The following is a 12,663-nucleotide window of genomic DNA, read 5'->3' on the forward strand; positions in this document are numbered from 1 at the left end:
TCCGCGCTCGTCCGCCTGACCCTTCCGGGCGGCCGGTGGAGGACCGCCCGCAAGGGTCAGGCGGAGACGTCCTGGGAGTCGGTGAGCGCGATCAGGATGTGCTCCATGCACGCGTGGCCGGCACGCTCGGCCGCGGCCGCGTCACCGGCGGCGATGGCGCGGGCGATCGCGTCGTGCGGGATGTAGCTGCTGTTGATCGAGGTTCCCGCGGCCTTGATGCTGGCCCGCAGGGCGGCCGAGAAGTCCTGGTAGAGATCGATCAGGACACCGTTGTGGGTGGCCTCGACGACCGCCATGTGGAAGGCGAGGTCGGCCTCGACGAACCCGTCGGGCTCCCCGGCCTCCCAGGCATGCTCCCGCGCGGCCAGGGCGGCGTCGATGCGGGTGATGTCGTCCTCGGTGCGCCGGGTGGCGGCCAGCCGGGCCGCCTCCACCTCCAGCGCACGCCGCACCTCGAAGATCTCCAGCTGCTCGGCGGCGCGCAGCCGGCGCAGCATGGCGCCGGACAGCTCGCTCGTGGCGCGGACGTAGGTGCCGTCACCCTGACGGCACTCCAGCAGGCCCGCGTGGGTCAGCGCCCGGACGGCTTCCCGCACGGTGTTGCGTCCGACCCCGAGCTGCTCGGCGAGCACCGTCTCAGTCGGGATCTTCGCGTTCATCGGCCAGGAGTTCGACGTGATCTGCTCCTTGAGCTGATCGATCACCTGGTCGACGAGCGACGCTCGGTGCGCCGTACGCAGACTCACAGTCCGCCTCCTATGGGGAACCAATCATCCTATGAGTCAATGACTGATCGACCCTAATTATTCCGGAGGCACAAATCCAAATCTGAACCCTGGAAGGGAAGAGAAGTCTTACCGCGCCAGAGCCGAGTCGACCGCCATGCCCACCAGCGCGCCGCGCACACCGATGGCCTCGAGGGCCTTACGATACGCGCCCGTCTGCTCCTCGCGCGCACCGGCCTGCCCGTACAGGTCTCCGAGGTGGCGCCAGACCCGGGCGGACTCCCGGTCGGGCCCGTAGGCGGCCCGGGGACTCTCCAGCAGCGCCTGGGCGCTCCGCAGGACGGTCAGGGCCTCGCCGCCGCGGGCCAGCTCGATCTCGGCGCGGACCAGGAGAGCGGTGGACCCGATGGCGCCCGCGTGCTCACCGAGCAGGTCGAGGACCGTGCCGGCCAGGCGGGAGGCACCCTCCGGGTCGCCGTTGCCCAGCCGGATCCGGGCGAGCACGATCAGGCTCTCGGCGTGCTCGTTGACGTGGCTGGGGAAGGACGCGAAGACCTCGCCCGCCGCGGTCGCGAGCCGCTCGGCCTCGCCGGAGGCCTCGCCGAGGAGGACCGTCAGGTGGGCCCACTCCATCGCGACCCTGGCCAGCCGGACCGCCGTCCGGGCCGGGTGGCCGGTCGCGATCGCGTCGTCGGCGAGCCGTACGGCCAGCGCCGAGTCCTCTCCGCCGGCCGCTGCCACGCTCGCCTGCCAGAGGGCGTGGATCTCCGCCTCCCGGTTGACCGCCGCGGGTACACCGCAGGTCTGGACGACCTGCCGGACGTAGGCGAGGGCCCGGGAGTCGGCCCTGCGCGGGGTGCCGCTCTCCAGCAGGGCGGAGGCCAGGTCGGCGGCGAGCTCTCCCTGGGTCAGGCCCAGGCGCTCCATCAGGGTCAGGGCCTCGGTCGCCAGGTCGTAGGCGCGCAGGGTGTCGCCGGCGCGCAGGTAGCACCTGCTGAGGGCGATCGTCAGGGGCAGGTCCGCCAGGCGCTCGGGGTGGGCGGCGGCCTCACGGCGGAGCTGCTCGAACGCCTCGACGGCGAGGTCGGTCCGGCCCTGGGCCGCGAGGGCCCGCGCCCGGCCGAACCGGGCGAGGGCGCCCAGGATGGCGTTCTCGTCGCCGGCGGCCTTGACGATCTCCGTGAAACGTTCCACGGCGGCGGCGGCGTCACCGTGGCAGAGCTCCAGCTCCGCGTGGCGCAGACCGAGCTCGGTGTCGATGCGCTGACGCGGCTCGACGCCGTGGAGGAGGAACTCGGTGGTGCAGCCCAGCCGTTCGGCGAGGAGGCGCGCGACCACGGGGGTGGGCGTGCGCTTGCCGGACTCGATGAGGGAGACGTAACTGTCGGAAAGGTCCGGTCCGGCCAACTGGGCCTGGGACATGCGCCTGCTCAACCGCAGTCCGCGGACGCGGTCACCGATGGTTCCCTGACTCGGCATCTGATCTCTCAGGGCGGGGGACGGTCAATGTTCCCGCCATGATTGCATGATTCAGCCGAATCGGGTAACCCCTAGACAGGATCCCGGGTCAAACTCTTTCCGCGCTTCTACGCCACAGTGGACATCGGGGTATTAATCATCCGAATCATTGCCGCCCGGGAAGAGCATTTGACAGACCTCGAGGTAAAGGGTCTCCGGATAGGGGATGTAGGGGACCGTCGAGAGTGCCTGGTCCTGACCGGCCGACTCGAGGATGAACTCGCCGTATCCCAGCATCCGCCCGAGCAGGGAGCGCTGGAAGCTCATGTCGGTCACCTTGCTGAGCGGCATCATCGCCACCCGGCGGGTGATCAGGCCCGTGGTGAGCAGCATGCGCTTGGAGGTCACGACGAAGTAGTCGACCGACCACTCCGCCACCTTCCATACGAAGCGGATGAGCAGCAGCAGCCATGCCCACCAGACGACGACGAGGCCGCCGCCGGCGTCCTGGTCGCCGAGCCACTTGCTGAGCAGCCCGGCGAGGATCAGGCCGCCGAAGACCTCGGCGACGGGGCGGAGCAGCACGGCCGGGTGACGCCGCACCATGATGACCTGGTGTTCGTGGGGGAGCAGGTAGCGGTTGACCGACGCCGGGGTGGAGTCCCCGTGGGTCACCAGTCTCATGAGAGATGGGAGACGAACTGGGCCAGGGAGTCGGCCGCGGTGAACATCGAGTCGATGGCTCCTCTGACGGTGTGGGCCGCGTCATCCGGCCGGGTGAACAGGAAGAACACCACGAAGATGATGGCGCTCCATTTCAGAACCTTCTTGGCCTGCACTCGAGCCTCCCGTTACCACTCACCCACTGCACCCGACGTCTACATTACCCACGCCTTACGTTCGGTAAAGCGTGGTGGGCCGATTGGGTCCCGCGCGTTCGGCGAAATCCTCCCGGCGTCCCTCCTGTGTCCTTCTCGGCACCTTCCCGGATCTCCTCCGGTCCCCCGGTCCCCCGCGGACCGGGGGCGGTCTTCCGGCCCCGGCCGGGGCCGGCTACCGCTCCTGCCCGCTCGCGGCCGTCGCCAGGACCTGGAGGTGTCTGCGGGCGATCCGCTCCACCAGCCAGGGATGGGCGTGACCGGTGACCTCCAGCGCGCCGTAGCGGGCCGCGTCGACGCAGCGGGTCACCGTGGCCGGGGAGTGGACCGCGGCGAACTCCTCCCGCAGCGCGGCGCTGAGGTCCGCGTAGGGGTCCGGTTCGGGGACCGGGATGGTTCGCTCGTCCACCGTCTCTCCCAGGTGTGTGTCCGCGGTCGGCCGCGGACCGGCGTGCCGAGGAGATGCCTACTGTGACACTCCGTACCCATGTAACCACACTCGGTAACGAAGGTGGTGGTGGACACCTCCTGGGGAGGAGCGGGCGTGAGCGGAGAGCCGGGTCGCGTCACGGACGGAGCCGCCGGGCCGGTGGCCGGCGGTCCGGTGTCCGACGGACAGGCGTCCGGCGGGCGGGCGTCCGGCGGTCCTGGGGCACGGGGCCGGATGGTCGGACGAGGACGTGGTCAGACGACGCCGTAGAGGCGGTCCCCGGCGTCGCCCAGGCCGGGCACGATGTAGCCGTGCTCGTTCAGCCGCTCGTCCAGGGCCGCGGTCACCACGCGGATCGGCTTGCCGCTCCCGGCGAAGGCCTTGTCCATGTACGCGACCCCCTCGGGGGCGGCCAGGAGGCAGATCGCGGTCACGTCGTCGGCGCCGCGCTCGAACAGGAAGTCGATCGCCGCGGCCAGGGTGCCGCCGGTGGCCAGCATCGGGTCGACCACGTAGACCTGGCGGCCCGACAGGTCCTCGGGCAGGCGGGTGGCGTAGGTCTGGGCCTGGAGCGTCGACTCGTCGCGGATCATCCCGAGGAAGCCGACCTCGGCCGTCGGCAGCAGCCGCATCATCCCGTCCAGCATGCCGAGGCCGGCGCGGAGGATCGGGACCACCAGCGGGTGCGGGTGCGCCAGCCGCACGCCCGTGGCGGGCGCGACGGGGGTCTCCACGGTGACCTCACTGACCCGGACGTGCCGGGTGGCCTCGTAGGCGAGCAACGTGACGAGCTCGTCGGCGAGGCGCCGGAAGGTCGGCGAGTCCGTCCGCGCGTCCCGCAGGACGGTCAGCTTGTGAGCCACCAGCGGGTGGTCGATGACCAGGGTCTCCATGGACGTCCACGGTATCCCGGACGGACACCGGGTGGATAACGGGATGAGGTGTGACACGCGTTGTATGCGGGGATTTTGATCACGATTTGACCGGAGTGGCGTACGGTGGTGCCCCACTTCTGAAAGCATTGACGTCCGTACAGGTCGCTCGGTGGGGATGACGATGACAGACGAAGATGCGCTCGACTTCGCCATCGTGGTCTATCGCGAAGATGACCGCTGGGAGGCGGAGATGCTTCCCGTGGCGCTCACCTCCGATCTGCACGGCCTGATCCAGGCGCTGTGCCAGCAGCCGAGCATCAGCGGCACGATTGGCCTGGTCGCCGTGGGGGATGAGTTCTTCGTGGCGCTACGGGTGTTCGGCGAGCGGGTGGAGGTCTTCCTCTCCGACATCGCCGCGTCGTTGGACTTCCCGCTCGCGCAGCAGGTGCTGGACTATCTCGACGTGCCGGTGCCCGACGAGGACGAGCTCGAGGCGATCCTGCAGGACGAGGAGGCGGTGCTCCCCGCGGGAGACCTGTCCATCTTCGCCGACCTCGGGCTCGACGAGATGGAGCTCGGCATCCTCTCCGGGGACATCGACCTGCTCCCCGAGGACGTGCTGTCCAGCATCGCCGCGCGGCTGGGGTTCTCCGAGCCGTTCGAACGCGCCATCGACTCCATGTTCGGCTGAGCCCGGGAGATCTCCATGGCCTCCAGACCCTCCGGCAGCAGTGTTTTCTCGGCAGCGTTCGTCCGCACCGCGGACGGCTGGAGAGGGACCGAGGTCGACCTCACGGATGCCGAGATCGTCGACGACCTCGGTGACGCCGTCCAGGAGGGCCTCGGTCTCGACGGCGACGAGCTGGCCCTGCTCTGCGTCGAGGTGGAGGACGAGTGGTTCGGGATCGTCCGCTACCAGGGGGACGCCGAACCCCGCGCGTTCCTGTCCGACGCGGCCGTGCGCGGCGACGTGCTCGGTGAGCTCTTCGGCGAGCTGGCCGGGGTCGCGCCGGAGCGCGAGACGCCCGAGGTGGGGGTACGGCCGGCGGGCGACTTCGAGCTCCTGCGCGACCTGGGCATGACCCCCGAGGAGCTCATCGAGCTCAGCATGGAGGAGGGCGCGCTCCCGGCGGACACGCTCTCGGTGATCGCCGAGCGGCTCTCCTTCGCCGACGAGCTCGACCGGCTCCGGTGACGGTCGCGGGCGCGGCGGGCCCTGAGGCGGAGTACGGCCCCGCGATGCGGCTGGCCCTGGCGCAGGCCGCGGACGCGGCCGGGCGCGGTGAGGTGCCGGTCGGCGCGGTCGTCCTCGGTCCCGGCGGGGAGGTGCTGGCCCGGGCGGGCAACGACCGCGAGTCCCTGGCCGACCCGACCGCGCACGCCGAGGTGCTGGCCCTGCGCGGGGCGGCGCGGGCGCGGGGCGGGTGGCGGCTGACCGGCTGCACCCTCGTGGTCACGCTGGAGCCCTGCACGATGTGCGCGGGGGCGGCGGTGCTGGCCCGGGTGGACCGCGTCGTCTACGGCGCGGCGGACGCCAAGGCGGGCGCGGCGGGCTCGCTCTGGGACGTGGTCCGGGACCGCCGGCTCAACCACCGCCCCGAGGTCCTGGCCGGCGTGCTCGAGGCCGAGTGCGCCGGGGTGCTCACGGCCTTCTTCACCGCCCGCCGTCCGCGCGAGCAACGATGATTATCCGGTAAGCTGCTCGGCGGTGGTGTCGCCTAGTGGCCGAGGGCGCACGCCTCGAAAGCGTGTGATGGGGCAACTCATCCGTGGGTTCAAATCCCACCACCACCGCCGTGCGAAGAAGGGCTCCCGGAGACCGGGGGCCCTTCTTCCGTTCTCCGCGGCGGTCCCTCCCGGCAGCGATCTTTCCCGGCGGCGGTCCCTCCCGCAGGGACGCGACTCAGGCGTCCGGCAGTTCCAGGACCCGGGCGTGCAGGACCGGGCGCTGGTGCAGCGCCGAGCGCAGGGCCCGGTGCAGGCCGTCCTCCAGATAGAGCTCGCCGCGCCACTGCACCACGTGCGGGAACAGGTCTCCGTAGAACGTGGAGTCCTTGGCGAGCAGGGAGTGCAGGTCGAGCACCGCTTTCGTGGTGATCAGGGTGTCGAGCCGGACCTGCCGCGGCGGTATCTGCGCCCACTCGCGATTCGAGAGGCCGTGTTCGGGGTAGGGCCGTCCATCGCCGACCTGCTTGAAGATCACCCCACGTAGTTTAAGAGACAATCCGGTCGTTTGCCCTCGCGATCCGTCCAGACCGCTCCCGACCGGCCTGCTCAGATGTCCCCGGAGAAGGTGTCGCAGCGTCCCGGGTCACCGCTCTCGTAACCGGTGGTGAACCACTTGACACGCTGCGCCGAGGTTCCGTGGGTGAAGCCCTCCGGGTCGACCCGGCCCTGGGTGCGCTGCTGGATGCTGTCGTCGCCCACCGCCGCCGCGGCGCTCAGCGCCTGCTCGATGTCGGCCTGGCTGAAGGGCTTCTCGAACAGGCCGGTCTCGTAGGCGTTCTTCGCCCAGGCTCCCGCGTAGCAGTCCGCCTGCAGCTCCACCCGGACCGCGCCGCTCTGAGGCCCCTGACGGTCACCTTGCGAGCGGCCGAGGACGCCGGTGAGGTTCTGCACGTGGTGGCCGTACTCGTGCCCGATCACGTACGCCTGGGCGAACGGCCCGCCCTGGGCGCCGAATCTGCTCTGCAACTGGTCGAAGAAGCTCAGGTCGAGGTAGACCCGCTGGTCGGCGGGGCAGTAGAACGGCCCGACGGAGGAGTCGGCGGCGCCGCACGCGGTGTCCACCGCGCCGGAGAAGAGCACGGTCTTGGCCTCCTGGTAGCCGTTCGCGGCCGTGGACCAGTACTCCTGGATGCTGTTGACCACGCCGACGACCCGGCACTCCTCGTTCTGGTCGGCGTCCTCGCCCGTCCGGCACTGGGCGGCCAGGTCCGAGCCGGACTCGACCGGGGCGGGCCGTCCCCCGCCGGTGATGCCGCCGATGTCCACCCCGAACACCAGCGCCGCGATGAGCGCGATGATCCCGGCCGCGCCACCGCCGATCGCGAGCCCGCCGCCGGGGATCCGTCCCCGGCCACCGCTCTGCACCTGCGAGCTGTCCAGCTGGACGTCGTCCTTGAAATCCATCGCCGGCGTCCCTTCTGATCCGCTTGGGGCACTCCACTGCCCGGGAAGCGGCGCGGTATGCCAGGGCCGGGGCGGTCGCAGACGATCTGTCACCGTCCGCCGGTACGGTGCCCCGATGAGCGACATCTACTCTCACCTGACTCCCGGGCTGGCCTCGGCGTTCGCCCGGCAGCTCGCCTTCGCCGACCTGACCGGTGAGCTGGCCTGGCAGGTGGACATCCCCTCGGGCACGGTCACCTTCGGAGGCGGGCTGACCTTCCCGATCCAGCTGCTGGGCACGGAGAGCCACCGCGACCGGACCTGGCTGTGGGCCTGGGCCAACAGCGGCAGCGGCCTGCCGGACGAGGTGCTGCGGGCCGCGCTCTGGCTGCGCGACTACGGAGCCCGGTACGGCCTCGCGGAGCTGACCGAGCCGGGCATGGGCCTCGGCGAGGTCGACGGCCACCTGCTCGCGATGCTGGCCGGTGCGCTGACCGGCCGCTGCTACTACCGCGGGCCGTACGAGGGCGGGGCCCTGTTCTTCCTCGTCGAGGACGCCCCGCCTCAGGTGAGCGCGCCGGCGGCCCCGGAGCGGGTCCTGCGTGTCCTGGGACAGGTCATCGAGACCTATCCCGTGGACCACCGCGTCCTCGTCGAGGGCTTCCTGCCCCAGCAGGGGTTCGAGGTCACCGGCACGCCGGAGGGGCTGGAGGCCCGGCGGGCCGACGGCATGCACCTGCGCGTCGTGCTGGACGGGCACGGCCGGATCACCGACATGACCGCCCAGGTCTCCCCCGCCTGACCCGGGCCGGGAACGACAGAGGGGCCGGGCCGCACCAGCGGCCCGGCCCCTCTGTGCCGGCGGAGGATAGGAGATTTGAACTCCTGAGGGGTTGCCCCCAACACGATTTCCAATCGTGCGCCCTAGGCCAACTAGGCGAATCCTCCGCCGGAAAGCTTAGCGGACTTCCGGCGGTGTTGTGACCGCATAACGGTGCGACATTCACGGGCCCGAGTACCGCCGCGGGGGGATAGACTGTGGGCGGACCCCTCGCGCGGCGTCATCCTGTGAACCTCCCCAGGGCCGGAAGGCAGCAAGGATAAGCGGGCTCTGGCGGGTGTGCGAGGGGTTCCTTCGTTGCAGGACCCCTCGCAGGCGGGAGCTCCTTGATGAGTCTGGCGCTCTACCGCAAGTACCGCCCCGGGACCTTCGCCGAGGTCAAAGGGCAGGAGCACGTCACGGAGCCGCTGCGGCAGGCGCTGCGGAGCGGGCGGATCAACCACGCCTACCTGTTCAGCGGGCCCCGGGGATGCGGCAAGACCTCCAGCGCCCGGATCCTGGCCCGCTCGCTCAACTGCGAGAAGGGGCCGACCCCGGACCCGTGCGGCGAGTGCGACTCCTGCGTGGCGCTCGCCCCCACCGGCCCCGGCCACCTCGACGTCATCGAGATCGACGCGGCCTCGCACGGCGGTGTGGACGACGCCCGCGACCTGCGGGAGCGGGCCTTCTTCGCGCCGGTCTCGGCGCGCTACAAGATCTACATCATCGACGAGGCGCACATGGTGACCCGCGAGGGTTTCAACGCGCTGCTCAAGCTCGTCGAGGAGCCCCCGCCCCACCTGAAGTTCGTCTTCGCCACCACGGAGCCCGAGAAGGTCATCGGGACGATCAAGTCCCGGACCCACCACTACCCGTTCCGGCTGATCCCGCCCGCGGCACTGCGCGGGCTCATGGAGGAGATCCTCACCGCCGAGGGCGTGCCGTTCGAGCCCGCCGCGCTCCCGCTGGTCGTGCGGGCGGGCGCAGGCTCGGCCCGGGACTCCCTGTCGATCCTCGACCAGCTGTACGCCGGGTCGGACGAGAACGGCATCACCTACGCGCGGGCGGTCTCCCTGCTCGGCTACACCGACGGCGGCCTGCTCGACGAGATGGTCGCCGCTTTCGCGGCGCGGGACGGCGCGCGGGTCTTCCAGGCGGTGAACCAGGTGATCGAGGGCGGCCACGACCCCCGCCGGTTCGCCATGGACCTGCTGGAGCGCTTCCGTGACCTCGTGGTCCTGGCCAACGTGCCGGACGCGGCGGGCAGCGGCCTGCTCGACCGGCCCGGTGACGAGCTGGAGCGGCTCCGCGAGCAGGCGGCCTCGATGGGGCCGGCCGACCTGACGCGGGCCGCGGAGGTCTTCAACGCGGGGCTGACCGAGATGCGCGGGGCGACCTCGCCCCGGTTGCTGCTGGAGCTGATGTGCGCCCGGGTGCTGCTGCCCGGGGTGGCGCAGGACGAGGCGGCGCTGCTGGCCCGGCTGGAGCGGCTGGAGCGGGGCGGCGTCCCCGCGGGGTACGCGGCCCCCGCGCCCGTTCCCGGTCACGCCCCCTCACCCGTTCCCGGTCACGGCGCGCCACCCGCTCCCGCTGTGCCGTCCGCTCCCGCTGTGCCGTCCGCCGCGCCCGGGCCGCAGGGGGCCGCTGCGCCGTCCGTCGTGCCGTCCGCCGGGCCGCAGCCCGGTCCGGCGGCGCCCGCGCAGGCCGGTACGGCTCCCGCTCCCCAGGCTCCCCAGGCTCCCCCGGCGGCGGCTCCCCAGGCTCCGGCGGGCTCCGCGGGCCCGGCCGCGCCGGCTCCCCCGGCCGCCGACGACTGGCCCGCCGCCGTCAGACCGGGCAGTGCGGGCGCGTCCCAGGGCCGGTCCCAGGGCCGGTCCCAGGACCAGCCGCAGTCCCGGCCCGCGCCGGCGGGCGCGCCGCCCCCCGGCGGTCCGGTCGTCGGATCCGAGACGGCGGCCGTCCAGCAGGCGTGGCCGCAGATCCTGGAGCGGGTGAAGCAGCACAGCAAGGTCGCCTGGTCGCAGGTCTCGGCGAACGCCCGTCTCGTCGGCGTCGAGGGCAACATCGTGACGCTCGGCTTCTTCCAGGTCGGCGCGATGAAGAGCTTCGTCGGCGGAGCCAAGGACGCGGTCGTCGCGGCGGCCCTGCAGGACGTGCTCGGCGGTTCCTGGAAGGTCGAGGCGGTCGTCGGCGGCGGCGGGGGGGCCGCGCCGTTCGGGGGCAATCACCCGCCGGCCCCGCCGAACTCCTCCGTTCCGCCGCAGCCCCAGGCCGCCCCGCCGGCGCCGTCCGCCCCGGTGGCCGTGCCCCCGCAGGCGCAGAGCGTCCCGGTGGAGCGGGCCGTTCCGGCCCCGGCCGCGACTCCCGACCGCCCGGAGGCGACGGCCACGGACGAGTCCTGGCCGGACGCGCCCCTGCCGGAGGACACCGGGACGCCTCCGGGTCCGGGCCTCGCCGCCGCGCGCTCGGCGGCCCGCGCCGCGGCCCAGAACGGCGGTCCCGCCGCCCGCGCGGGCGGCCGGTCCTCCGGGGGCGCGCCGGGCTGGCCGGACGCGGTGCCGGGGCGCGGGTCCGCCTCCGAGGCCGACGAGGTCGACCCGCTGAACGACGCCGACGCCGACGTCGACGCGCTCACGGGCATGGCGCTCATCCAGCGCGAGCTCGGCGGGCAGATCATCGAGGAGATCGACCACAGCTGACGGCGGCCGTTCCGGTCAGGCGCGGCCGAGGGCGGCCAGGCGGATCCGGGCGGTGACCGCGCGGGGGTCGTCGGGCAGGAGCGCCGCGGCCAGGCGCTGCAGGACGTGGACGTCGTTCCTGCCGTGCTCGGTCCCGGCGTAGGCCCACAGGTCCTCCGGGCCGCCCCGGCGGAGGATCCGCGCCCGGACCTGGCCCTCCAGCTCCTCGCGCTCGGCGCGGACGGCGGGGGACTCGGAGCGGGGCAGGAGCGGGCCGGTGTAGGCCCGGGCGACCGGGGCGGCGTCCTCGGCGACCAGCAGGTGCTTGACGGCGACGAAGTCGGCCTCCACCGGGCACTTCAGCCGGTACGGCTTGGCGGCGACGACCGGTCCGAGCTGGGTGCGGAGGCGGTGGATCTCGGCCCGGATCGTCACCGGGTTGCCCTCGTCCCCGTACAGCTGGAAGGAGAGCCGGTCGGCGGTCAGGCCCTTGGGGTTCAGGACGAGGAGGGCGAGGATCTCGGCGTGCCGGAGGGAGAGCGGCACGCGGACGCCGTCGATCCGGGCCGAGGGATGCTCGGCGCCGAGGAACGACAGGGTGAGCAGGGGGGTGCGCCTGCGGCCGGGGACGCGGAGCAGGAAACCGCCGTCCAGGGGCTCGAGCACACCCGTGCGCCCGTCCGCCAGCGTCACCTCGTCACCGGAGGCGGGCAGGTCGATCCGCTCCCCCCACTGCCGGGCCCGCTCCGGCCCGAGGACCCGCCCGGTCCCGGTGACCAGGGCGCCCGGTTCGCCGCGCAGCGCCCGCAGGAGGCTCTCGTGGCGGGCCCGGAACCGCTCGTCGTCCTCGTGCATGCGCAGGGCGAGCCGGCTCTCGGCCAGCCGGGCGGTGGCCTCGACGAGCGCGACGGCCGCCGGGTGCAGGCCGTCGGCGACGCCGCTGACGTCGACGCAGCCGAGGAGGGCGCCGCCGTCGGGGTCGACGACCGGCGCCGAGGCGCAGGACCAGGAGTGCAGCACCCGGAGCAGGTGCTCGGCCGCGCGGACGTGGACGGGGCGGTGGACCGCCAGGGCGGTGCCGATGCCGTTGGTGCCGACGGTCTCCTCGCTCCAGTGGAAGCCGTCGGCCAGGCCGACCGCGTCGGCCCGCGTCATCGTCCGGTGGTCGCCGTCCCGCCAGAGCACGCGACCCTGCGCGTCGGTGACGAGCAGCACGCATCCGATCTCGGCGGCCGTCTCCAGGAGCGTGCCGGTGATCAGCGGCAGGAGCGCGGCCAGCGGGTGCGCGGACCTGGCGTCGCGGAGCTCCTCGCGTGCGAGGGCGGCGGGGGCTCCGGCGGCGTCCGGGTCGACGCCCGCGGCGAGGGAGCGGCGCCAGGAGGCGGAGATCAGGCGGCGGGGGACGTCGCTCGCCGGCAGGTCGCCGACCGGCGTCGTCTCGTGCAGGCGGCGCAGCCGCGCCGAGTAGGCGTCCAGGCCCGGGACCGGGGCGGAGCCCAGATGGCCGCCGACCATGTGCCACCCCCATGCGTCGATCCGTTGGCCGAAGCATCGCCGTGATGCCGGAGCCGTGCAAGCGGTTCGGGGAAACCGTGCGCGAAGAGTGATCAACTGGGCGCAACGCGTGTGCAACCCGCGCTCCGTTACGTTCGCATCGCACACCGCGGCGGGCGCCGCCTGCGCGGTGT

General features: G+C 72.7%; 14 protein-coding genes, 2 tRNA genes and 1 other RNA gene. 7 read left to right on the forward strand and 10 right to left on the reverse strand.

From position 1 onward, the window contains the following. Positions 1-56: 56 nt before the first annotated feature. From ACFOWE_RS02255 to upp, 6 genes are all read right to left on the reverse strand, one after another. Positions 57-746 carry a FadR/GntR family transcriptional regulator gene (locus ACFOWE_RS02255; protein WP_377285053.1) on the reverse strand — a complete coding sequence of 230 codons (690 nt, stop codon included), beginning with the start codon at positions 744-746 and terminating at the stop codon, positions 57-59. A 108-nt stretch (positions 747-854) separates the two neighbouring features. Next, entirely contained in the window at positions 855-2,204 is a 1,350-nt protein-coding gene (locus tag ACFOWE_RS02260) for a helix-turn-helix domain-containing protein (RefSeq protein ID WP_377285054.1), read from the reverse strand. A 132-nt stretch (positions 2,205-2,336) separates the two neighbouring features. Next, the gene (locus tag ACFOWE_RS02265) at positions 2,337-2,867 is read right to left on the reverse strand and encodes a PH domain-containing protein (RefSeq protein ID WP_377285055.1); all 531 of its coding nucleotides are present in this window, start codon (positions 2,865-2,867) and stop codon (positions 2,337-2,339) included. Next, positions 2,864-3,022, reverse strand: a complete 159-nt coding sequence (locus ACFOWE_RS02270; RefSeq protein WP_377285056.1) for a hypothetical protein — start codon at positions 3,020-3,022, stop codon at positions 2,864-2,866. Before ACFOWE_RS02270 ends, ACFOWE_RS02265 begins: the two co-directional genes overlap by 4 nt. A gap of 214 nt (positions 3,023-3,236) precedes the next feature. Beyond that, positions 3,237-3,470 carry a hypothetical protein gene (locus ACFOWE_RS02275; protein ID WP_377285057.1) on the reverse strand — a complete coding sequence of 78 codons (234 nt, stop codon included), beginning with the start codon at positions 3,468-3,470 and terminating at the stop codon, positions 3,237-3,239. A 275-nt stretch (positions 3,471-3,745) separates the two neighbouring features. Next, positions 3,746-4,384, reverse strand: a complete 639-nt coding sequence (gene upp / locus ACFOWE_RS02280; protein WP_377285058.1) for a uracil phosphoribosyltransferase — start codon at positions 4,382-4,384, stop codon at positions 3,746-3,748. Positions 4,385-4,547: 163 nt separating this feature from the next. Between upp and ACFOWE_RS02285 the strand changes: the two genes are divergently transcribed. From ACFOWE_RS02285 to ACFOWE_RS02300, 4 genes are all read left to right on the forward strand, one after another. Beyond that, entirely contained in the window at positions 4,548-5,057 is a 510-nt protein-coding gene (locus ACFOWE_RS02285) for a tRNA adenosine deaminase-associated protein (RefSeq protein ID WP_377285059.1), read from the forward strand. A gap of 15 nt (positions 5,058-5,072) precedes the next feature. After that, a complete protein-coding gene (locus ACFOWE_RS02290; protein ID WP_377285060.1) occupies positions 5,073-5,561 on the forward strand; it encodes a tRNA adenosine deaminase-associated protein in 489 nt (162 codons plus the stop codon). Positions 5,562-5,605: 44 nt separating this feature from the next. Continuing rightward, on the forward strand, positions 5,606-6,052 hold the full coding sequence (gene tadA / locus ACFOWE_RS02295) for a tRNA adenosine(34) deaminase TadA (RefSeq protein WP_377285176.1): 447 nt from the start codon (positions 5,606-5,608) through the stop codon (positions 6,050-6,052). 21 nt (positions 6,053-6,073) lie between these two features. Beyond that, positions 6,074-6,160: transfer RNA gene (locus ACFOWE_RS02300), tRNA-Ser, on the forward strand. A 109-nt stretch (positions 6,161-6,269) separates the two neighbouring features. On the opposite strand, the gene ACFOWE_RS02305 is transcribed toward ACFOWE_RS02300, so the two are convergent. After that, positions 6,270-6,569, reverse strand: a complete 300-nt coding sequence (locus tag ACFOWE_RS02305; RefSeq protein WP_377285061.1) for a type II toxin-antitoxin system VapB family antitoxin — start codon at positions 6,567-6,569, stop codon at positions 6,270-6,272. A 71-nt stretch (positions 6,570-6,640) separates the two neighbouring features. Further along, positions 6,641-7,498, reverse strand: coding sequence for a KPN_02809 family neutral zinc metallopeptidase (gene ypfJ, locus ACFOWE_RS02310; RefSeq protein WP_377285062.1), 858 nt, complete (start codon positions 7,496-7,498; stop codon positions 6,641-6,643). 115 nt (positions 7,499-7,613) lie between these two features. Here ypfJ and ACFOWE_RS02315 point away from each other — a divergent pair, with 115 nt between their 5' ends. Next, positions 7,614-8,279: a DUF6882 domain-containing protein gene (locus ACFOWE_RS02315; protein ID WP_377285063.1), complete on the forward strand. Its 666-nt coding sequence runs from the start codon at positions 7,614-7,616 to the stop codon at positions 8,277-8,279. 60 nt (positions 8,280-8,339) lie between these two features. On the opposite strand, the gene ACFOWE_RS02320 is transcribed toward ACFOWE_RS02315, so the two are convergent. Continuing rightward, positions 8,340-8,425: transfer RNA gene (locus ACFOWE_RS02320), tRNA-Ser, on the reverse strand. Positions 8,426-8,518: 93 nt separating this feature from the next. On the opposite strand from ACFOWE_RS02320, the gene ffs reads away from it, so the two are divergent. Together ffs and ACFOWE_RS02330 are read left to right on the forward strand one after the other, a co-directional pair. Continuing rightward, positions 8,519-8,617: signal recognition particle sRNA small type (gene ffs / locus ACFOWE_RS02325), an RNA gene on the forward strand. 30 nt (positions 8,618-8,647) lie between these two features. Next, positions 8,648-10,996, forward strand: coding sequence for a DNA polymerase III subunit gamma and tau (locus ACFOWE_RS02330; RefSeq protein WP_377285064.1), 2,349 nt, complete (start codon positions 8,648-8,650; stop codon positions 10,994-10,996). A 15-nt stretch (positions 10,997-11,011) separates the two neighbouring features. Here ACFOWE_RS02330 and ACFOWE_RS02335 read toward each other — a convergent pair whose 3' ends face one another. Beyond that, on the reverse strand, positions 11,012-12,490 hold the full coding sequence (locus ACFOWE_RS02335) for a helix-turn-helix domain-containing protein (RefSeq protein ID WP_377285065.1): 1,479 nt from the start codon (positions 12,488-12,490) through the stop codon (positions 11,012-11,014). Between the last annotated feature and the right edge of the window lie 173 nt (positions 12,491-12,663).

This window comes from Planomonospora corallina (assembly GCF_042650625.1).
GTDB lineage: Bacteria > Actinomycetota > Actinomycetes > Streptosporangiales > Streptosporangiaceae > Planomonospora_B > Planomonospora_B corallina.